This window comes from Paenibacillus xylanexedens, from assembly GCF_017874615.1.
GTDB classification, from domain to species: Bacteria; Bacillota; Bacilli; order Paenibacillales; family Paenibacillaceae; genus Paenibacillus; species Paenibacillus xylanexedens.
Genome location: NZ_JAGIKV010000020.1, coordinates 13039 through 32677, shown reverse-complemented (window position 1 = coordinate 32677; position 19639 = coordinate 13039). Strand labels below are relative to the sequence as shown.

The window sequence follows — 19639 nt, the reverse complement described above, 5'->3', positions numbered from 1 at the left end:
GAAGAAGTGGAGAGAACTTATGACACCGTGGGAACCTACCGAGACGGGGGCAGATTTGGTCCGTATGCCGCAAGATGAAGAACGCGAGCTGATCGAGATTGAGTTGCTGTTGGAAGGCATGCACCGTTTATATGGATATGATTTTAGAAACTATGCACTGCCATCCCTGAAACGAAGAATCTGGCATCATGCACATGCTGAAGGTGTTAAAAGCATCTCCGGTTTGCAGGAGCGTGTTCTTCATGACCGTTCCGCGTTTGAACGTTTTGTACAGAACTTGTCCATCCCTGTGACGGAAATGTTTCGAGATCCTTCGCTTTTCCGAATGTTTCGGGAAAAGATTATTCCTATCCTGAGAACCTACCCGTATATCCGAATATGGCATGCAGGATGCTCCACGGGAGAGGAAGTCTATTCCATGGCCATCATGTTGCATGAGGAAGGACTGTATGACAAGGCAAGAATCTACGCAACGGATATGAATGATCGCTCTTTGCAGCAGGCCAAAGAAGGCGTATACGGTATTGAGAAAATGAAACTATTTACTACAAATTATTTGGAGGCAGGGGGTACCAGAGCCTTCTCCGAGTACTATACAGCGAAATACAATTCGGTGATATTTCATCCTTTTCTAAGGAAGAACATCATTTTCGCCGAGCACAACCTGGCAACAGACCGGTCATTTAACGAGTTTAATGTTATCTTTTGCCGTAATGTCATGATTTATTTTAATGATGAACTGCGGAACCATGTGCATGGGCTGTTTCATGAGAGCTTGAGTCACTTTGGTATTCTGGTTCTGGGGTCAAAAGAATCGATACATTTTACAGAGTTCAGTGATACCTATGAGCCGTTAGACCGGACCGAAAAAATATACCGGAAGATCAAATAGGGGGTTAAGGTTAGCCATGGGGCTCAATGAACCAATCCACATATTATTGGTAGATGACCGCCCTGAGAACTTGCTTGCTCTTGAAGCAGTTCTGGAATCGGAACAATATAAACTCGTTAAGGCAACTTCCGGAGAAGAGGCACTCCGCTGTCTGCTAAAAGACGAATTTGCGGTTATCGTTCTCGATGTGCAGATGCCTGGAATGGACGGAATTGAGACAGCAAAGTTAATTAAGGCACGGGACAAGTCCAAGGATGTGCCGATTATATTCATCTCTGCCAATAGCAGAGAAGCGGAGCACTTGTTTGCCGGATATTCAGCCGGGGCCATTGATTACATGGTTAAGCCATTTATTCCTCAGATTTTGAAATCCAAAATCGAGGGCTTTGTGGAGATGTTTATCACCAATAAACGTTTGAAGACACAGACCATGCTTCTTCACCAGAAGACACAGGAACTGGAGAAAATGAACCAACAACTCATTCAGGCCAAGGAAGAAGCAGAAATTGCAGCCAATGCAAAGACCGAGTTCCTGGCGATGATGAGTCATGAGATTCGTACACCGATGAACGGAGTAATCGGTATGGTTGATCTGCTGATGGAGACGGAACTGAGGGAAGATCAGAAGGAATATGCAGACATCGTTCGTCGCAGTGCAGATGCACTCGTCACGGTTATCAATGACATTCTTGATTTTACCAAGATGGAATCCGGAAAAATGGAACTTGAAGAGCATCCTTTTGAACTTGTCTCCTGTATTCGGGAAGTGTTGGGATTGTTTGCTGCAGAAGCAGGCAAAAAGAATTTGGAACTGGATTATTTTCTGGAAGATTCTGTCCCCGAATTAATCTATGGAGATATGGCAAGGCTGCGTCAGGTTCTCTTGAATCTTATTGCCAATGCGATCAAATTTACCGACCAGGGTGGCGTATATCTGATCGTGTCAGTGAATGAAGAAAAAGACGGACAAATGGCATTGGAGTTTGCTGTTAAAGATACCGGGATAGGTATCGCTTCAGACAAAGTTGATCGCCTGTTCCAGCCGTTTTCCCAGCTGGATACATCCATGACACGTAAATACGGTGGAACTGGCTTAGGACTGGCAATATGCAAGACTCTGGTTGAAATGATGGGTGGACAGATCTATCTGGATACAACAGAGCAACGGGGAGCGACGTTTGTATTTACAATTCAGGCGAAACGTTATGTAGAAACTGAACTGGTCCAGAGGAACGGGGAAGAGAAACCGACGGATGTGAAAAATGAGAATAAATATCCTACGGTATTAATTGTGGATGATCATCCGATCAACCAGAAGTTGATGGCGATTATGCTTGGCAAGCTTGGGTTGCTCTCAGACATTGCTGAAGATGGGCAGAGCGCACTTGATATGGTAAAGGGCAGCCGTTATCCCTATGACTATGTGTTTATGGATCTGCAGATGCCTGTGATGGACGGTTTGGAATGTACACGGCGGATTCGAGAGAGTCTGTCGCAATCTGATCAGCCAATCATTATAGCCATGACTGCTAACGTGATGGATGGTATTCAGCAGCGCTGTATTGCTGCCGGCATGGATGATTATATTAGTAAACCGGTGAAAATGGGCAATGTAAAACAGAAAATAGCCCAGTTTCAGAAACAACGACAAATGTTAGACCCAGACCCTTCAGCCATGAATCAGGCCAATTGAAACATTTTCCAAACTTCTTTTTGTTTCACTCGTGCTGAAGTTGGGTTATTAGTTAAGGAAACCATTGATCAGGAGAGAGATGTCTAATGAATACAAATAAAAATGAAAAATTCAATGCAAGAACTGAAACTCAGGATGGCGTGTGCACGGTGTATCTGACTGGCGAACTGGATTTGTCGGTTGCTCCTGACTTCCGCTTGGTGATGGAGCCGCTCGTGGATAACAAGGAACAGGATCTTGTGATTAACATGAAAGAATTGAAGTATATCGATAGTACAGGGATTGGTATCCTGTTATCTGTTCTGAAGGCCAGACATGGAATGGAAGCTCGCTTTGAAGTACAGGAAGTTCCTGCGCAGATTCAGAAACTTTTTGACATGACGGGCATCGCCAAATTCTTTGTCACACAGAAGAATTCCCAATAGGAAAGGATCGAAAAAGGAATGAATGCAGAAGTTCAAAGAGTCACCCTTAATTTACCTGCGACAGCTGATTACGTTGATATTGTAAGACTCAATCTCTATGGAGTTGCATCCAAAATGGGATTTTCTTATGAAGACATTGAGGATATGAAAGTTGCTGTATCCGAGGCCTGTAACAACTCTGTATTGTATGCCTACTCACACGAAGGCGGCATGGTTGAAGTTGTATTCGAAGTGGATGGCGAAACATTGTCCATTACTGTCAAGGACGAAGGTGCCAGCTTCGAGAACATGAACCCTGCTGTGTCACGTGCCGGTCTACACGACAAAGAACTGACGGAAGCACAGATTGGCGGACTTGGGTTCTACCTGATGCAAGCCTTGATGGATGATGTCAGTGTGGAAAGTGAGACGGGCAAAGGTACGAAAGTAGTACTCGTAAAACGTCTTGCAAGAAGTGAGGAGAAAGTATGAGTGAAAAAGTGACTCCCCCAGAGTCCATGTCTGAAGCTATAGGTTTGATCTGGGAATACCAGCAGACCCTAGATAATGAAATTGCAACAGTTCTCATCCGTAAATATGAACCAATGGTCAAGATGGCAGCAGGTAAAATCGCTCGGAATCGCCCCGATCTATACGAAGACTTGTATCAGACCGGGCAGATGGCTTTGATTCGTTTGCTTAAGCAATACGATATCAACCTAGGTATTCCGTTTGAACCTTATGCCATGAAGAGCATGATCGGTCATATGAAGAACTACTTGCGTGATAAATCCTGGTATATTCAGGTGCCCCGTAGGATTAAGGAAAAGGGAGCCCTTGTGCAACATGCCATCGATGAGTTAACCGTTAAGCTGGAGCGCTCACCCGGTGTGAACGAAATTGCTGAATACCTTGATCTGACTGCAGAAGAGACAATTGAAGTTCTGGCTGGTCGGGAATGTTATCACTATGTATCACTGGATTCTCCTTTATCTCAGGATGACAGTGCTGCAACATTGGGTGAACTGATCAGTGCAGATGTGAATGACTATGATTCGGTCGAAAAACGGATGGACTTGCAACAGGCATTGGGACAATTGAAGGAACAAGAACAGCAGGTACTTATTCTAGCATTCCAGGATGGCCAATCTCAGCGGGCAATTGCCCAGAAGCTTGGTGTTTCACAGATGAGTGTATCTCGGATTCAGAAGCGAGCTACAGAGAAACTGAAACAGATCATGTCTAATGCTTCAATGTTATGACAAATGGAACCTTAATGTTGTTGAGTACGGCATAAAGAAGGACACGTCAATGCGCTGAAATGCATACGTGTCCTTTTTGGGATCAAAAAGATGGGTATGCAATGAAGAACATGAGTGCAGGAGTGGATAAAGTGATTGTGAACCAAATCAAGTTGGAAGCTCGCCGTGACAAGTTATCTTGCTCGGAGCATTGGCAATGGTGGGATTGGGTGGCACCTGACACCGATAGCATGAACGATGCGTTGGAGGATCTGACAGAGGCGTTTCCAGATATGCGGTATTGGCTTTATAAAATTCCGGAAATCGAATCGAATTATTTGTCCGTCCGTTTTGTGAATGGTACAGAACCAGTCATATTTGGTTCATTGTTGTATGCGATCAAGAATGAGAGAGATGACAAAAGAAAAGATAATCAGATGTTTTTCTATGTCGATCGCAATAACCTGGTTACCTTGAATATGGATGACAATACACGAGGTATTATGAAGACGGATGAACGTGCCCATATGTTACAGCAATGTAGTGAAGCTAGGGACGGGATGTTTGTACTTTTTCGAGCTATACTGCATTACTACCATGTAGGGATGGATCATTTTGAGATGAACCTGCGTGAACTGGAACGGAAGATGGAATCCCGCAATGCCCGCACCTTGATGGACCAGATTTTGGCAGCCCGTTTTGAACTGTTATACTGGAGCAATCTGTTTATCCCCTACTCGGAACTGATGGCTGCTGCCCATGAGGCTTATCTTAGTGAAATAAACGAAAATCGATATTTCCAGCAGCTCCAACATCGAGTAGAGCGAATGGAACGTTTGTTTAGTCACTACGAGAAAGAGATTGATACGTTAATCTCCATTGATAATGCGATCTCCGGTGTACGTGGCAATGAGATCATGAAGACGCTGACCATTGTTACTGCAGTGTTCATACCTGCCACGGCAGCTGGCGCGATATGGGGGATGAACTTTGAGAACCTGCCCTTTATCGACAAATCATGGGGAGTTGTACTGGTCCTTGTCGTCATTATCTTAAGCATGATCAGCATGTATGTATGGCTGATGATGAAAGGCTGGACAGGAGATCTGCTGAAAGTGAAATCCTCACAGCCTTCAGCTGAAGAGACAGAGAAAAAAGGAGCAACGCAAAAGCGTAAGGGGTAGCCTGCTGTTGGCTAGTCCTCTTAATTTTTGTAATCTTGAATATAACCAAGCAAGTCAGCGATATATTGTCCCACAATCGGCATATTGACGAATTGGCTGAGAATGAACGCGAGCAGACCCAGAACAACAAAGGTACCTACGGTCAGACCGAGTCCTCGTGCCATACCCGCTGTAAAGTTGGTAATAATCCGCTTTTTGGGACTGCTGTAATTCTCAATAATATCCTTGATCTGTGCTCTCTCCAGACTGTCCGCAATCTGGTCCAGACGGGTGTTCAATCGTTTTACCTCATGACGCAATTCAAAAGGATGCTCGCTTGTATCATACTGCTGTGCCGGTGTTCCTCCCGTAATTGGAGTATTACCGTTGATTGTAACTTTACTCATATTATTCGTCCTCCTCAACTTGCATTGGATAAAAAATAGCCAGCTGGAGTGCAGCTGGCTATTGGTCACTCGATCTGTAGCGCCTTACAGGCTAGTCGAGTTCAGTTCTTTACGTGCATCTTCCTTCGCTTCAACAGAAGCAGCAGCCACTTCTTCCGATGCACGGGATGCTTCGTTAGCCACATCAGCGGACGCTTTTCTCACAGAATCCATTACATCATTGCGGCCTTGATTTACTGTTTTTGCAATGTCGGAAGTTTTGGAAGAGACCGTTTTAGCCAGTTCAGAGGCTTTGTCACCTACAACCGTTGCCACTTCTTTGGTGCGGTCAGTAACCATGCCCACTTTCTCGGAAAGGTCACCACGCAATTCACGTCCCGGTTTAGGCGCAAAGAGTAGTGCTGCTGCAGCTCCCAGCAAACCCCCGATGAAAATTCCTTTGGCGAAAGTCGAACCCGTCTGTACAGGATATTGCTCTTCTGCTTTATTCATGTCTAATCACTCCTTCTTCAATTTAAGAAACAAATACGAAACAACGAACACCTTGTTGCCCGAATCAGGCAGCCTGTCTTAGCAGTCTGGACACAAGCCCCAGCAAGAAAACAAAGAGCGCTGTACCAATGATGGCAGGGATAATGGCAAAGTTACCGATAACTGGTCCCCAGTTACCAAGCAAAAGTGCTCCCAGCCAGGCTCCGGCAAATCCGGCAATCATTGCACCGATTATGCCTCCAGGCATGTTGTGACCGGCAAGTGCATCTCCGATCAAACCGATGATGACAGCCATCACAATGCTGATAATGATGCCCCACATAACAACCGCCTCCTTTAAACTTGATGTAGGATGTTGTCTGTTCGCGTTTGCTTACTTCGTATATAAACCCCGTGCAACCCTGTGAAACAATAAAGATGAGGAGGAATGAACTGGAAATTAGAGGAATTCATTCTTTAGCGGCTTTGTTTAATGCCTTTAACCATGCAGAAGATCCATGCCAATCCAGCAGTAAATCCAGTAAATACATCCGTAGGATAATGAACGCCCAACATGATCCGGCTGAGGCCAATCAAGAAAATAAAACTAATACCACATAGGACAGGAAGCCACACACCGGAAGTGTTATGTCGCTGCCGTTCAATGGCCCAGATTACAAAAAGCATTCCGTAGAAGCCCATGGAGATCATGGCATGTCCGCTGGGAAAGCTGTACCCGTGAACGACCAGCAGATGATCCAGTTCAGGTCTGCTTCGTCTGAAAAATTCCTTCAATAACGTGTTCAGAATCCACATCATGGCAAAACTTCCCGTGAGCGCATATCCATATATAACAAACCTTGGACTGCGTTGTATGAAGAAAAGAAGAGCAAAACCTCCTGCAGCTACAGCAGAGATTTTGAATGAGCCCAATGCGGTTATGAATGCAGTGTAAGGGAATAAATGAAGACGTGAATCTGAATTCAGATAAAATAATTGCTGAATTTGATCATCCAGACGAATAATAACATCAGCACCCAACCAGGCACCCAAACCTGCCAGGATGAATACGACCGATGCGCTGAGGGCCAGGCCAGCCAAACCCCAGTTGAGGAGTGGACGTAATAACGTACCGGAATTTGAACTGAATGAGGCTGGTGAATACGTTTTGCGCGGCATAATGAGTTTCTCCTTCAGTTATTGTAGTAGATGAACATAGATGATAAAGCTATACCCGAAATGCCTGTCGAAAAAACTGTAAAAACGTCGCTTTTGTACTATACTATTTAAGATATCCCATGCGGCGTCGTGACGCAAAGCAGAGATGAAATCGGGAGCACAAAGGAGAGAACTCGCATGGAGAGTGCCTTGTTAATTAAAGAATACCGTGCAGGCGTTATGGAATGCGCCCATTACGGACACATAAGTATTACGGATGAGTATGGCCGAATCGTATACTCGGCTGGTGACCCTCATTTTAGAGCGTTCACTCGCTCATCTGCCAAACCTTTTCAAGCCATTCCAGGTATTCGGGCAGGAATTGCCAGTCACTATGGCCTATCAGCACAGGAGATTGCCATTATGTCCTCTTCGCATCGTTCGGAACCGGAACACATTCGGGTGCTGGAGCAGTTATCCGGTAAAATTGGATTGGGAGAAGAATGCCTGATCTGTGCACCAAGCTATCCGCTTAATGAAGAAAGCCGTAACCAATGGTTACGTGCACAAGGAGAGAAACGGCGCATCTTGCACAACTGCTCCGGAAAACATCTGGGGATTCTGGGGTACAGCCAGATGAAGCAGGTTGATCTGGGCAGTTACGCTGAACCGGATCATCCGGTGCAACGAGAAATTCTTGAAACCTTTGCAGACCTGGCAGGTATTGAGGAAAAAGAGATTGAGCTTGGGACGGATGGCTGCGGCTTTCCGGTATTTTCTTTGCCGTTGTCGGCATTGTCGAACGCCTATCTGAAGCTCGCTTGTCCGGATCTTATCGCTGATCCTTCCACAAGAACAGCTGTAGAGACCATAACATCAGCTATGAATGAACATCCGTTGATGGTTGGTGGCACGGAGCGTGTAGATTCAGTGCTGCTGGAAGACGATAACATTGTGGCGAAGGGTGGATTCAAGGGGGTATTCGGATTTGGTCTGAAAAAAGAAAGACTGGGAATCACCTTCAAGGTGCTTGATGGTTCCGAGGAAGAGTGGGCCTTCATTACCCAATCCATCCTGAGACAGATTGGTTATTCCAATGAGAGAACCATTGCCCGATTGGCTGAAGTGTTCCCTTCGGACATCCGAAATGATGCGGGTACCCTTGTAGGTCATGCAGATAGTGAGTTCATTCTCCACTCACTTGAAGATAGCGTATAACCTTAAGAAGGGGCGTGATTAGAGTTGCCGGACCCCGGGTAAAGATGACATACCAACTGGTATTCATCTATACAATTCATATACACGCATGGACTGCCGCGGTAATGTGGCAGCTCTAAACCCTTGGAGGTGGATGAACATGATTAAAGTGGTGACATCGGAAGAAAGGCACACGTCGGATCGAGGTTGGATACACAGTGAATTCAGCTTTTCCTTTGCGGATTATGATGATCCAAGCAACGCCCATTTTGGCTGTCTGTTGGCTCATAATGAAAACACGCTGATGCCGCAAGAAGGCTTTAAGAAACATCCACATCATGATCTTGAACTTGTCAGTTATGTCATATCAGGTACACTCAAACATACGGATAGTATGGGAACAGAACAATTGCTTGAACCGGGTACGGTCCAAGTGATGAGTGCGGGTACGGGAGTGGAACACTCCGAGACCAATCCGTCAGCGGATGAACCGGTACGTTTCCTCCAGATGTGGTTTTTGCCATCGGAGCGTATGCTGAAACCTACCTATACGAATCGGAGAATAGAGCCGCAGGAGTATTTGAATCGTCTATGTCCGATTGTATCCGGGCAAGGGGGCGAGGGAAGTGAAGGCGCATTGCCTATTTCCCAGGATGTAACCTGTTATCTGTCCCATTTGGAGTCCGGGAAGAAGTTGATGTACCCGCAACATGAAGACCGACGGACACATCTTTTCCTGATCAGTGGACATGTAGAGATTCATTGTTCGGATGGCAACTTCAACCTCAAGCCGGGCGATGCCGCACGAATTCGCAAAAGCTGTGATCTGCAAATCACGAGTACAGACAGTGAACCTGCCGAATTTGTTTTGGTTGACCTGCCTTAAGGATATAAACATGCGAAAAAGGACCTGTTCCCACGGTGATGTGGAAAACAGGTCCTTTTTTGGCTTAAGATTTACGAAGATTACCCAGTTCCGAAGCGACAGCTTCCACTTCAGAGATACTGAGATGTTCCTTGCTCAAAATCATTTCATACAGGTCAAACAGATCTTCATATTTCTCAAGTGGGAATGAAGAAGCTTGCATGGCGGCACCGCTTGCCATACGAAGTTTGGTTTTGATCGCTTCAATCATATATTCCATATTGGCTGCTGTTGCTTGTGTTAAATCCATCGTTAAGTTCATCCCTTCCGTATCGGAAACTCTTGCTATTGTATCATGATTGGAAGCGCTCAGGCTAATGCTTTTGCGGGGAAACCAAGCATCGGTTACAATGATGGATACAACAACAGGATTTAACGGAACCTGAGTGTACTGGAGGGAATACAGCTTGGCAGCGTATAAGCGAGAAATGGTTCGCCATCAAGGAAGGGAAGTCCGCAAAGGCGTGCCTGCAGAGAATCTGGTCTTATTTTTCAAAAACATCGTTCAACTTCATTCTCCAGCTGAAATCACGTTTGTCTGCATCGGTACTGATCGTTCCACCGGGGATGCTCTGGGTCCACTGACAGGAAGTTTACTGCAAGAGAGCGGAATGGAGAACGTGATTGGCACGCTGTCTTCCCCTTGTGATGCAGATACGCTGGAAAAGAAATTGGCACTTATTCCTGCACACCATGCCATCATAGCGATTGATGCATGTCTGGGTCCCAAGCACGCCGTAGGTACATACTATCTCTCGAATAACCCACTCATTCCGGCCCAATCGGTCGGAGGCAAGCTACCCCCTGTTGGACAATACAGTGTAGCAGCTGTGGTTAATGTGAATGGACCAAGGCCCTATTCCATTTTGCAGATGACCTCGCTTCACTTGGTCATGGGGATGTCCCGAACGATTGCAGACGCCGCAATTGAAGCATGGAAATGGAGACAAACGTTTCATTCATGATATGTAGGCTTAATAATATACAACCTGAATTATTTAATTCGCGCAGAGAGAGGGATTCATATGGAAAAAGTGATGTGTGATGGAACAACGATTTGTTATGCCGAACAAGGTAAGGGAGAAGCACTCATTTTGCTCCACGGATACTGTGGCAGTTCATCGTATTGGGATGAGGTCGTACCTGAACTGGCACGCAGCTATCGCTGTATCGTACCTGATCTGCGTGGACACGGAAAAACAGATGCACCTGTAGGAAGTTATACCATCGAACAGATGGGCAACGATGTATTACAGTTGATGGATGAGTTGAATGTGGAAAAAGCGGTCCTTCTGGGACACTCGATGGGGGGATATATTGCGCTCTCGATTGCACAACGTCACCCGGAGCGTTTGAATGCATTTGGTCTGATTCATTCGACAGCCTATCCGGACAGTGAAGAAGCCAAGGAAAAACGCCTTCGTGCTGTATCCACCATTCAAACTGAAGGTATCGTAAATTTTATAGATGGACTGGTTCCCGGACTGTTTGCACCTGAACATGTGGAATCGCTATCTAAGCATGTAACACGTGTGAAGGAAATTGGTTACCAGACTGCTCCTCAAGGTGCTGTTGGTGCTGCACTTGCTATGCGAGAACGCCCGGATCGCCGCGATGTGTTATCGGCTACACCTTTACCTGTATTGCTGGTTGCGGGAGAGAAGGATGCTGTTATCCCGCCAGAACGTACATTTACAAGTGACAAGCCACATATCGTGCAAGCCGTGATTGCGGGTGCAGGTCATATGAGCATGTACGAAGCTCCTGAAGAGTTAATTCAGGTCATTAAACAATTTATGGCTGGATTATCGAAGTAATTGATGAAGTGATTTATGTTGATTGCATTTGAATATAGTTTGGTTTCTGGATGATTCAACCTCTTGTGGAGGAGGAGTAACCAGTTCCATTCCAACCGAGCCCCTGCCACGTCCCTTTGGGATAGGCGGGGGCTTGGTGTGTTCATGGCCAGAGCAAAGACACGTGTGTCTTGTTTTTGGCTTTTTGTCATGGCATGAATTAAAATAAATATAAAGGAACGATATTAGGGCGATTGAATGTATAGGTTCGAATAATGAGGGGGCATACAGCATGTTCAGAAAAGATTATCTGCTCCGCATGATGGAGGAAATGACTGAAGCAATAGGCAAAGTGTTCACGCTCAAACAGCAGCGCAAGCATACCGAGGCATTGTCTGAACTGGATGAGCTGATGCGCAGGCAGTTTGGGTTGAACTTATCGCTACTGAACTCATTGCCAGCAGAGGATGTTATTGAAATGTTCCGTTTTCGCGGAATGATTGAGGTAGACAATCTGCAGCAAGCCGCGAGGCTGATTGAAGAAGAAGCTTACATTTATCAAGAGAAGGCCAAAGTGGAAGGCATAGATGATCAGGAAAGAATGGACGCAGAGGATGAGGCTGTTATTCGATTGATGAGATCACTTCATTTTTACCTGTATGCATTGAATCATGGCGCTAATCCCAAGTTGTTGGACGCACCGGAACGGGTGGAGGGTGTGTTAGGGCTTACGAAAGAATATGAACTTCCTGCTCGAACCGAAAGACAGCTTGCCCTGTATCGTGAACAACAAGGACGTTATGACCAGGCAGAGAACAGTTGGTACAGGCTACTACAACTTGGTGCTGAATTCCCGGTGAGCTACCGAGATGATGTACAGGCGTTCTATGAAAGGTTGAGCCCACTCACGGATGAACAACTGGAGCAGGGCGGTCTGCCACGGAACGAAGTTGAAGAGGGACTAGCTGAACTAAGTCGTCAAGAGATGAACTCATAAAATATGGATTGGATCAAGGCCTGTTACCTGCCTTTACTTGGAGAGGGAACGGAATTGTGGTATGGTAACGGTTGACCAAACCAAACCGAAAGTGAGATGTACCCCGTGGATTCATTGCGAAAGCTTATACAAGACATCTTTGAACAGAATTCGCTGATTACAGCGACCTGGAGCCAGCTGCGCAGACGGGACAATGTCTCGTATACCAAAGTGCAAGTCAAGCCGGTGACACTGAAGAATCAGCTGCATTATCAATTTGCATTTCATTATAACAACAAAGTGCTGCACGAGAATTTGACTCCGGCTGAAGCGGCTGAGCGCATGACTTTGTTATGCGAAGAGACGTTTCGTCAAGGCCTGCTCTGTACGACCGAGGCAGACTATCAAATTTTGATCAGCAAAAAATATAAAGTATCCATTCTGACCAAATCTGCTTCCAAAACTGCGGTGGATCTGTCGCATAATCGCAAGAAGCAATATGTATTGGAAGAAGGCGTACCTGTATCGTTCCTCGTTGAACTTGGTATCATGAACGAAGAAGGTCGTGTGCTCGCCCGTAAGTATGATAAGTTCAGACAGATCAACCGTTTCCTCGAAATGGTGCAGGATGTTATTCCGCATTTACCTGAGGGACGTCCACTGACCATCGTTGATTTTGGTTGCGGCAAGTCTTATCTGACCTTTGCGTTATATCATTATCTGTCTGTACAACAACGTCGTTCACTCAAGATTATTGGGTTGGACTTGAAGGCAGATGTAATTGAACACTGTAATGATCTGGCTAATCGATTGCATTATGGCGATCTGAAGTTTCTGGTTGGAGACATCGCGGACTACGATGAATTGAATGAAGTGGATATGGTTGTTACGCTTCATGCCTGTGATACAGCTACCGATGCTGCTTTGGAGAAGGCAGTTCGTTGGGGGGCTTCTGTTATTCTGTCTGTTCCTTGCTGTCAGCATGAACTGTTTGATCAAGTAGAGGCTTCCGTGATGAATCCGTTGTTGTCCCATGGCATCCTTAAGGAACGTTTTTCCGCACTGGCTACGGATGGGATTCGTGCCAAGTTGCTTGATTTGATGGGATACAAGACACAATTGCTTGAATTCATCGATATGGAGAATACGCCTAAAAACATATTGATTCGTGCTGTTCGCGGTCAGGCCGGCGAAGTGACGGAGATGTGGAATGAATATACGGCTTTCCGTGATTTCATTCATGCCGATCCATATTTGGAGCGGGCTTGTGCCGATTTGCTTCCTGGCGATGGCAAGCAGGCCAACGGGAAATCAAATTCGAGCAAAGAAACCGTTCAGGATTCCGCAAATTGCGACCTTTGCTGAGTGTGCCAATGACAATCCAGGGACATACTGCAACTAGGGTCCCTGAATGTAAAATGATATTCAATGCACATACTGCGTAGCAAGCAACATCATAACTGTCAGATGTATATCAGGCAGAAGGACCCGTTATCGGGATCTTCTGTCTTTTTGTTATGCGTGGGGAGCGGTGGAAGGAAGGAGGGTGGATAAGGATGAAGAATAGGACAATGGATAAGGGAGTTGTAAGGTATAGACGAGGGTATGCGGCGAATGAGGAAATGATGGAACAGGCGTTTGACGGGTTTAACCATGCAGAGGGTACAAAATATGTTGATAACAGGGGCTTATGTAATGGGGACAGTAAGGGCAGTAAAGACAGTACATATAATAGGGAACATACATACAACAAACATGATACGTATAAAAAAGAGGATAAAAATAATCCAAATGGAGCTATTCAGACCGATGCGTCAGGGCGTTTTTCTCAAAGTTTGAGGTGTAAACGTTATTCAGGATTGGGGTGGACTGTTGGGTTAGGCATAGTCATAATTGTTTTGCTACTCGCAGGGTGTCTGAGTCGTGGGCTGTACTATTCGGCCGATCTGTATCCTGTAATTCTGATCGCAGCAGGAAGTACTTTGATCCTGTTTTTGCTTTTCCTTGTGGGTATTCGTCCACAGAAGGCGAGTGAACGAATACCCATGTCATTGGTACAGGGTCGGGGGAGACTCGAACGAATCGTTGAGAAAATTTTTCGATTTCCAGGAATGTGGCGGGTATTATGGCCGCTGGGGATGATGACATGTTTTGGGCTACATGCATGGGTAGGCTCGGTGAGTAAACAGGGCAGCATCGATGAGATGCTGCGGTGGAGCCTACTTGCGATGTTTACTCTGCTCACCGCAATACTGGCTGCGCGCACGAATGGTGCGCGTTGGTTAGCCTGCGGTTGGCAGATGGCAGGCGGCTTGCTTGTGCTAAGCGGCATCTTTGCTGTGTGCGGGATATTGCCGCTGCCCTTCGGGGTGATGCGGACTGCTGACCCCGAGATCAGCTCCGCCGGAGCAAGGCTCGGCGGATTATTGCAGTACCCGAATGCGTATGGTGCCGTTGTTGGCATGTACGCATTGGAGCGGCTGACAGCCGCCGCGCGAGTCATAGCCCGGCCTGTGCCGGCCGGGCGACTCATCGCGGCAGTGCTGCCGCTCATGCCCGCGCAAGCCGCGCTCCTGCTGAGCGAGTCGCGCGGCGCTTGGCTGGCGACCGGCTGCGCAGCGGTCGCCGCCTTTGCTTTGCAGCGGCGCGGTGCCCGCCTGCCGCTGCTGCTGGCCACGGCCGCGCCACTAGCGTGCGCGGCCTGGCTGTACCGCCAGCTGGCTGCTGCCCAGCTGGCGCCTGCACCCGTGCCCGGCCTGCTGGCACTGGCCGGGGCATGGGCAGCTGCGCTGCTCGGCACGCTGCTGCTGTGCCGTCTATGGCACAGCGGCGCCGCCAAGGCTCCGCGCGCCGCTGCCCTGACGGCCATCGTGCTGGCGGGAGCCGCCGCTGCACTGATGGCCGTGGCCTCCACCGCCGATCGCCTCGCGGCGGGTGTCGGCACTGGGGTGTCCCGCCTACAGATGTGGCGGGACGCCCTCCAGCTGTGGACCGAGGCCGCATGGCTCGGCCACGGGGGAGATACATGGCGCAACATGTTCCGCGCCATTCAATCCTCGCCTTATGTCGGAGGCGAGGTCCACAACGGCCTGCTCGATCTCGCCCTGGACACGGGCATGATCGGCATCGTGCTTGTCGCAGGGTGGTTTCTCCTCACCCTGCGAAGCATCTTTCATTTTGCACGGCAGCTCATGCCATCCGTGCTTGTTTTTGGTCTGCATGGGGCGATGGACTTTGACTGGAGCTTCACATTATTTTGGATGCTCTTCATCTGGCTCGGTGCTTGGGCAGTCGCATTGAAGACGGAAACAGAGGGGGGCCGGCGATCCGGCGTAACTGTGAAATATACTCCTGTCAGATCCAAATCGGGATCTAAATTGAGATCTAAATCCAGATCTCTTTTCTTGCAATATTTACCAACCCAATCCCACCCATCAGCTGTCTCGATGCGTTCCTTCTTTCATATTTTTCAGCGAGTAACTGCTCGGCTAATAAGGGTATCCACAGTGATGATCATCCTTTTCTGGATTGGTGGAACAGTCTGGCTGACCTCCCGATATGCCGTAGCAGAAGTGCAGTACCGTCAGGCGATGTCTGAGCCGGATGGCACTCCAGCACAGAAGGTGCATCTTATGGCCGCCCTTCAGTCTAACCCGAATCGACCGGATATCGTGATATCTCTTGCGCGAACGCTCCCGGGACGAGAAGCAGAATCACTCCTTTTAAACAGCCTGTCCCATTCCCAGATGCACCCTCAGATTTACATCGAACTGGGGCGATTGGCAGCACAATTCGGCGAAGGACAGCAGGCTGGAGAATATTTTGAACAAGCGATCGCATTGAATCGGTATGATGGCATTGGCCAATCCGCGGCTTTGTATTGGATGGAGCAGGCAGCGCGGCGGGAATGGAAGGCAGGGTTCACGGATCGAGCCCAACAGACTGCCGCTGCTGGTGTCCAGATGTATGAACGTTACCAACTGCTGGCTGAGGAAGTGGAAGCAGGAAACGTTCGCAATGATCGTCGTTTTGTACTGGAAGAACATGCTCCAGGTTATGGAGAGAACCTGCGCAGGCTTGCTTCGGTTTTTTCTCCTCCGTTTACTCCAGAGTTGACCAAGCGGAGCCCTTGAATCACTGCTGGATCTTGACGCTAACCCAAGCGAAATGATGACGGATGTCAGCGTTTAATAATTCTGGAAGTCCAAGCTGGCTGCTCCTTACGGAGGGTATGCGATTTTCTAAGGAACACAGGACGTCTTATTTGACCTTTAGCTCCTCTTTTCAAATTGTAAGGAACATCAGACACGTTATTTCTCGAAATTCCCTAACAAAAACCCTATAAAAGTCCAAAAATTCCGAGATAACGTGTCTCAGATTCCTTAGATTTCTAAGAGTGCTTCAAATCGTTGAATAAGACGCCTCAGATTCGTTACCGCTCATGGGCTTGAGCTTGAGCTATGAGCATGAGCATGAAAATATACTCTCAGCTTATGTTCATGCTCCCCGTGGTGGTCGGCTCCATGCTCTGCTCGATCCGTAAAGGGGCGCACTCGATTTCCGCCCAGAGCGAAGCTTTACATCATAAGTGAGAAATTCACATTTATATGTCTCTATCGCTTGCTCGTACGTGAAGGACGCATTAACATCACACGTTAAGGACACAGTGCCCTTACCCGTTCCTAACATGTTGAGATTCGCTTCAGATTCGCTTCAACTTTGCTGCCTCTTTCAGTAGGTTTGAAGACACAGCTACCTGCCTCATTCCTCCATATCTACAGACGATACCCGCCAAATGCGTGCTGAAACGCATCTTTTAATGGTTCAACATCTACTTCCCACATCGCGGCGATCTCTGCACTGACATCCGTGTTCCACCACTCACATAATTTCTTGCGGTTGTCGCGATTCTCCCCAATCCAGAGCAGATTTGTGATCACCTTACCGTAATAATATTCTTCCGCCTGCTTCATCCGTTTGGGAGAGACATATACTTTTAGCCTTTTGGCTGTCCGGTACAATTCCTTGCTGCATGCCCTGCGAATTCCTCTGGCGGAAGGAAGGTTTTGACCGGATTGCGTATGTTTGACCGGCGGAGAACCGGGTATTGACTTGTGTGACATCTTCTCACGCTCCTCTCCCCATACCATATGCGGACTGCTGCGAACGGGACACTATCCCAAGCTCGTGAAGTAGCAACGTCCACAGCCCTGTGATAAAATAGGGACGAACATCCATGGTGCGGAGGGGCACCGCCAATCAGGATGGAGAAAGAGGGTTGAGATGGACTTTATTCATAACCTTGTTGGCCAATTGTTCGATTGGATTCAAAGTCTTGGGTACTTTGGAATCATGCTTGGATTAATGTTGGAAGTTATCCCGAGCGAAATTGTGCTGGCTTATGGAGGTTTTCTCGTTTCACAAGGTAATATCAACTTCTTCGGTGCTATGATTTTTGGTACGGTGGGCGGTGTGATTGCCCAGTTATTCATTTACTGGATTGGCCGTTATGGCGGCAGACCTGTACTTGAACGCTACGGTAAATACATACTCATCCAGAAAAAACACATCGACCATTCCGAGGAGTGGTTCCGCAAGTATGGTACAGGTGTCATTTTCACGGCGCGTTTTGTTCCGGTGGTAAGACATGCAATCTCCATCCCGGCTGGCATCACGAAAATGCACACAGGCAAATTCATCTTGCTTACTACACTCGCTGTTATACCTTGGACTGCATTGTTTATATATTTAGGGATGATTCTTGGAGATCAATGGAAGCATATTGATGAGAAAGCAGCGCCATATGTTATGCCTATTTTGCTTGTCGCTCTCGCCCTTATGATCGTTTATGTACTTATTAAATGGATGAATGTTCGTAAAAAGAAAGGAAGTGTCTAGTCATGGGTAAACCCAACTTGTCTCACAAATTCGGTAAAGGTCTTCCACCGAAAGATTTTATCGAAAGTATGACCAAAAACCAAAGTGAATTCCAGGCCAATTATGATAGCTTTACTTGGTCGAACGAAGAGGATCGTGAGTTCTTTGAGAGTCTGAACCATCGCGATGATCTGCGTGTGTTAATTCTGGCTGCTGACTGGTGTGGGGATGTTGTACGTAATATTCCGGTTGTGTTCCAGGCGCTTGAAATCTCAGGAATCCCAACTGAAGTTCTGATTATGGAGAACCACCCGGAAGTGATGGATGAGTTCCTGACGATGGGTGGCCGTTCCGTGCCAGTTGTTATTTTCGCAGATACAGGTGGTCATGTGCTTGGTCAGTGGGGACCTCGTCCGCAGCATGTACAGGAAGTCATGATAGAATTCAAACGCCTTAATCCGGATCGTGAAGCAGCAGATTATCAAGAAAATTTGGCTGTAGCGCGTCAAGAGATTGGTAAACGTTATGGGGAAGGAACGGAGTCACATGCGGCCATTATCCGTGAGCTGCGTGAACTGATTTCGGGTTACTAAGCCGATATGCTTAACATTCGTACGTTTACACTAGGCCCGCTTCAGACCAATGCGTATCTCCTACAAGGAGATGATCCGGGCAAAGCCGTCATTATCGATCCAGGCATGAATCCAGGGCCGCTGCTTAAGGCGATCCAAGACTTGGAGATCGAAGCCATTCTCCTCACTCATGCTCACTTTGATCATATGGGCGGGGTAGATGAGATCCGTAAATTGAAGGGATGTCCCGTTTATCTTCATGACTTGGAGAGTGACTGGCTCACCACCCCGAAATTAAATGGATCTTTGAATTGGCCGCAGGCGACACCACCGCTTTCGACAGGTCCTGCTGAATATGCCATGGACGAAGGGCAGAAGCTGAATCTGATTGGTCATACGTTTAAAGTGTTCCATACACCTGGACATTCCCCAGGCAGTGTAAGTTTGCTTTGTGATAACGATCTGTTTGCCGGTGATGTGCTGTTCCGCATGGGTGTGGGCAGAACGGACCTGACAGGAGGGCGTGAACGGGATCTGATTGATTCAATCCAGAACAAGCTTTACACCTTTGCTGATGAAGTGAAAGTATATCCAGGTCATGGTCCCAAAACGACCATTGGTTATGAGAAACAGAACAATCCTTACGTGTCCGCAAGATAATCCGACATGATATGTGAAGAAAGTCTGGACAAGTGACAACTTTTTCATTAGAATAGCAATTAGTTGTTACAAGCGTTAAGGCATCATCTAACTGAAGCATTACCAAGAAACACCCAACCTCGCGAAGCACGCAGACTGTGGTCTATACCCGGTTTGCGTTCTTTTTTTGTTTCCAGCCCCTTTTTATCGCGAAATCAGCCTTTTTTA

At 47.2% G+C, this 19639-nt stretch carries 22 protein-coding genes; 16 read left to right on the top strand and 6 right to left on the bottom strand.

What is annotated here, in order from left to right:
• The first annotated feature begins 19 nt into the window (after positions 1-19).
• From J2Z28_RS22645 to J2Z28_RS22620, 6 genes are all read left to right on the top strand, one after another.
• Entirely contained in the window at positions 20-892 is an 873-nt protein-coding gene (locus J2Z28_RS22645; RefSeq protein ID WP_211084390.1) for a CheR family methyltransferase, read from the top strand.
• A 16-nt stretch (positions 893-908) separates the two neighbouring features.
• The gene (locus J2Z28_RS22640) at positions 909-2585 is read left to right on the top strand and encodes a response regulator (RefSeq protein WP_211084389.1); all 1677 of its coding nucleotides are present in this window, start codon (positions 909-911) and stop codon (positions 2583-2585) included.
• Between the two features lie 86 nt (positions 2586-2671).
• Positions 2672-3010: an STAS domain-containing protein gene (locus J2Z28_RS22635; RefSeq protein WP_036606989.1), complete on the top strand. Its 339-nt coding sequence runs from the start codon at positions 2672-2674 to the stop codon at positions 3008-3010.
• An 18-nt stretch (positions 3011-3028) separates the two neighbouring features.
• A complete protein-coding gene (rsbW, locus tag J2Z28_RS22630; protein WP_062836469.1) occupies positions 3029-3481 on the top strand; it encodes an anti-sigma B factor RsbW in 453 nt (150 codons plus the stop codon).
• Positions 3478-4251 (top strand): sigma-70 family RNA polymerase sigma factor, encoded by a 774-nt coding sequence (locus J2Z28_RS22625; protein ID WP_017692274.1) that lies wholly within the window; start codon positions 3478-3480, stop codon positions 4249-4251. The genes rsbW and J2Z28_RS22625 overlap by 4 nt, the downstream gene beginning before the upstream one ends.
• Before the next feature lie 101 nt (positions 4252-4352).
• The gene (locus J2Z28_RS22620) at positions 4353-5414 is read left to right on the top strand and encodes a magnesium transporter CorA family protein (RefSeq protein WP_244988474.1); all 1062 of its coding nucleotides are present in this window, start codon (positions 4353-4355) and stop codon (positions 5412-5414) included.
• 20 nt (positions 5415-5434) lie between these two features.
• Here J2Z28_RS22620 and J2Z28_RS22615 read toward each other — a convergent pair whose 3' ends face one another.
• From J2Z28_RS22615 to J2Z28_RS22600, 4 genes are all read right to left on the bottom strand, one after another.
• Positions 5435-5800 carry a DUF5665 domain-containing protein gene (locus tag J2Z28_RS22615; protein ID WP_211084387.1) on the bottom strand — a complete coding sequence of 122 codons (366 nt, stop codon included), beginning with the start codon at positions 5798-5800 and terminating at the stop codon, positions 5435-5437.
• An 84-nt stretch (positions 5801-5884) separates the two neighbouring features.
• Positions 5885-6292: a YtxH domain-containing protein gene (locus J2Z28_RS22610; protein WP_211084386.1), complete on the bottom strand. Its 408-nt coding sequence runs from the start codon at positions 6290-6292 to the stop codon at positions 5885-5887.
• Positions 6293-6356: 64 nt separating this feature from the next.
• Positions 6357-6614 (bottom strand): GlsB/YeaQ/YmgE family stress response membrane protein, encoded by a 258-nt coding sequence (locus J2Z28_RS22605; RefSeq protein ID WP_017692278.1) that lies wholly within the window; start codon positions 6612-6614, stop codon positions 6357-6359.
• 134 nt (positions 6615-6748) lie between these two features.
• Positions 6749-7450, bottom strand: coding sequence for a phosphatase PAP2 family protein (locus J2Z28_RS22600; protein WP_211084385.1), 702 nt, complete (start codon positions 7448-7450; stop codon positions 6749-6751).
• 177 nt (positions 7451-7627) lie between these two features.
• Between J2Z28_RS22600 and J2Z28_RS22595 the strand changes: the two genes are divergently transcribed.
• Together J2Z28_RS22595 and J2Z28_RS22590 are read left to right on the top strand one after the other, a co-directional pair.
• Positions 7628-8647: an asparaginase gene (locus tag J2Z28_RS22595; protein ID WP_211084384.1), complete on the top strand. Its 1020-nt coding sequence runs from the start codon at positions 7628-7630 to the stop codon at positions 8645-8647.
• A gap of 139 nt (positions 8648-8786) precedes the next feature.
• Entirely contained in the window at positions 8787-9512 is a 726-nt protein-coding gene (locus J2Z28_RS22590) for a pirin family protein (protein ID WP_211084383.1), read from the top strand.
• Between the two features lie 64 nt (positions 9513-9576).
• Here the strand turns inward: J2Z28_RS22590 and J2Z28_RS22585 are convergent, their stop codons facing one another.
• Positions 9577-9801, bottom strand: a complete 225-nt coding sequence (locus J2Z28_RS22585; protein WP_017692283.1) for a DUF1128 domain-containing protein — start codon at positions 9799-9801, stop codon at positions 9577-9579.
• A 157-nt stretch (positions 9802-9958) separates the two neighbouring features.
• Between J2Z28_RS22585 and yyaC the strand changes: the two genes are divergently transcribed.
• The 5 genes from yyaC (at position 9959) to J2Z28_RS22560 (ending at position 16456) form a co-directional block, all read left to right on the top strand.
• Entirely contained in the window at positions 9959-10516 is a 558-nt protein-coding gene (yyaC, locus tag J2Z28_RS22580) for a spore protease YyaC (RefSeq protein WP_211084382.1), read from the top strand.
• A gap of 60 nt (positions 10517-10576) precedes the next feature.
• Complete coding sequence (locus tag J2Z28_RS22575; RefSeq protein ID WP_211084381.1) at positions 10577-11368, top strand: alpha/beta fold hydrolase; 792 nt, start codon at positions 10577-10579, stop codon at positions 11366-11368.
• 271 nt (positions 11369-11639) lie between these two features.
• Positions 11640-12344: a DUF6483 family protein gene (locus J2Z28_RS22570; RefSeq protein ID WP_074096439.1), complete on the top strand. Its 705-nt coding sequence runs from the start codon at positions 11640-11642 to the stop codon at positions 12342-12344.
• Between the two features lie 96 nt (positions 12345-12440).
• A complete protein-coding gene (locus tag J2Z28_RS22565) occupies positions 12441-13688 on the top strand; it encodes a class I SAM-dependent methyltransferase (RefSeq protein ID WP_244988473.1) in 1248 nt (415 codons plus the stop codon).
• A 191-nt stretch (positions 13689-13879) separates the two neighbouring features.
• Entirely contained in the window at positions 13880-16456 is a 2577-nt protein-coding gene (locus J2Z28_RS22560; RefSeq protein WP_211084380.1) for an O-antigen ligase family protein, read from the top strand.
• 642 nt (positions 16457-17098) lie between these two features.
• Here the strand turns inward: J2Z28_RS22560 and J2Z28_RS22555 are convergent.
• Positions 17099-17446, bottom strand: a complete 348-nt coding sequence (locus J2Z28_RS22555; RefSeq protein WP_211084379.1) for a dehydrogenase — start codon at positions 17444-17446, stop codon at positions 17099-17101.
• 160 nt (positions 17447-17606) lie between these two features.
• On the opposite strand from J2Z28_RS22555, the gene uptA reads away from it, so the two are divergent.
• From uptA to J2Z28_RS22540, 3 genes are read left to right on the top strand one after another with little or no spacing between them, the layout of a single operon-like run.
• A complete protein-coding gene (uptA, locus tag J2Z28_RS22550) occupies positions 17607-18221 on the top strand; it encodes an undecaprenyl phosphate transporter UptA (protein WP_036607012.1) in 615 nt (204 codons plus the stop codon).
• A gap of 2 nt (positions 18222-18223) precedes the next feature.
• Complete coding sequence (locus J2Z28_RS22545) at positions 18224-18793, top strand: thioredoxin family protein (RefSeq protein ID WP_017692292.1); 570 nt, start codon at positions 18224-18226, stop codon at positions 18791-18793.
• A 6-nt stretch (positions 18794-18799) separates the two neighbouring features.
• The gene (locus J2Z28_RS22540; RefSeq protein ID WP_211084378.1) at positions 18800-19432 is read left to right on the top strand and encodes an MBL fold metallo-hydrolase; all 633 of its coding nucleotides are present in this window, start codon (positions 18800-18802) and stop codon (positions 19430-19432) included.
• Positions 19433-19639: the final 207 nt, after the last annotated feature.

Excerpts from the sequence above, each read along its gene's own strand:
- J2Z28_RS22645 (WP_211084390.1), top strand. The coding sequence starts at position 20 with ATGACACCGTGGGAACCTACCGAGACGGGGGCAGATTTGGTCCGTATG.
- J2Z28_RS22640 (WP_211084389.1), top strand. The coding sequence starts at position 909 with ATGGGGCTCAATGAACCAATCCACATATTATTGGTAGATGACCGCCCT.
- J2Z28_RS22635 (WP_036606989.1), top strand. The coding sequence starts at position 2,672 with ATGAATACAAATAAAAATGAAAAATTCAATGCAAGAACTGAAACTCAG.
- rsbW (WP_062836469.1), top strand. The coding sequence starts at position 3,029 with ATGAATGCAGAAGTTCAAAGAGTCACCCTTAATTTACCTGCGACAGCT.
- J2Z28_RS22625 (WP_017692274.1), top strand. The coding sequence starts at position 3,478 with ATGAGTGAAAAAGTGACTCCCCCAGAGTCCATGTCTGAAGCTATAGGT.
- J2Z28_RS22620 (WP_244988474.1), top strand. The coding sequence starts at position 4,353 with ATGAAGAACATGAGTGCAGGAGTGGATAAAGTGATTGTGAACCAAATC.
- J2Z28_RS22615 (WP_211084387.1), bottom strand. The coding sequence starts at position 5,800 with ATGAGTAAAGTTACAATCAACGGTAATACTCCAATTACGGGAGGAACA.
- J2Z28_RS22610 (WP_211084386.1), bottom strand. The coding sequence starts at position 6,292 with ATGAATAAAGCAGAAGAGCAATATCCTGTACAGACGGGTTCGACTTTC.
- J2Z28_RS22605 (WP_017692278.1), bottom strand. The coding sequence starts at position 6,614 with ATGTGGGGCATCATTATCAGCATTGTGATGGCTGTCATCATCGGTTTG.
- J2Z28_RS22600 (WP_211084385.1), bottom strand. The coding sequence starts at position 7,450 with ATGCCGCGCAAAACGTATTCACCAGCCTCATTCAGTTCAAATTCCGGT.
- J2Z28_RS22595 (WP_211084384.1), top strand. The coding sequence starts at position 7,628 with ATGGAGAGTGCCTTGTTAATTAAAGAATACCGTGCAGGCGTTATGGAA.
- J2Z28_RS22590 (WP_211084383.1), top strand. The coding sequence starts at position 8,787 with ATGATTAAAGTGGTGACATCGGAAGAAAGGCACACGTCGGATCGAGGT.
- J2Z28_RS22585 (WP_017692283.1), bottom strand. The coding sequence starts at position 9,801 with ATGGATTTAACACAAGCAACAGCAGCCAATATGGAATATATGATTGAA.
- J2Z28_RS22575 (WP_211084381.1), top strand. The coding sequence starts at position 10,577 with ATGGAAAAAGTGATGTGTGATGGAACAACGATTTGTTATGCCGAACAA.
- J2Z28_RS22570 (WP_074096439.1), top strand. The coding sequence starts at position 11,640 with ATGTTCAGAAAAGATTATCTGCTCCGCATGATGGAGGAAATGACTGAA.
- J2Z28_RS22565 (WP_244988473.1), top strand. The coding sequence starts at position 12,441 with ATGTACCCCGTGGATTCATTGCGAAAGCTTATACAAGACATCTTTGAA.
- J2Z28_RS22560 (WP_211084380.1), top strand. The coding sequence starts at position 13,880 with ATGAAGAATAGGACAATGGATAAGGGAGTTGTAAGGTATAGACGAGGG.
- J2Z28_RS22555 (WP_211084379.1), bottom strand. The coding sequence starts at position 17,446 with ATGTCACACAAGTCAATACCCGGTTCTCCGCCGGTCAAACATACGCAA.
- uptA (WP_036607012.1), top strand. The coding sequence starts at position 17,607 with ATGGACTTTATTCATAACCTTGTTGGCCAATTGTTCGATTGGATTCAA.
- J2Z28_RS22545 (WP_017692292.1), top strand. The coding sequence starts at position 18,224 with ATGGGTAAACCCAACTTGTCTCACAAATTCGGTAAAGGTCTTCCACCG.
- J2Z28_RS22540 (WP_211084378.1), top strand. The coding sequence starts at position 18,800 with ATGCTTAACATTCGTACGTTTACACTAGGCCCGCTTCAGACCAATGCG.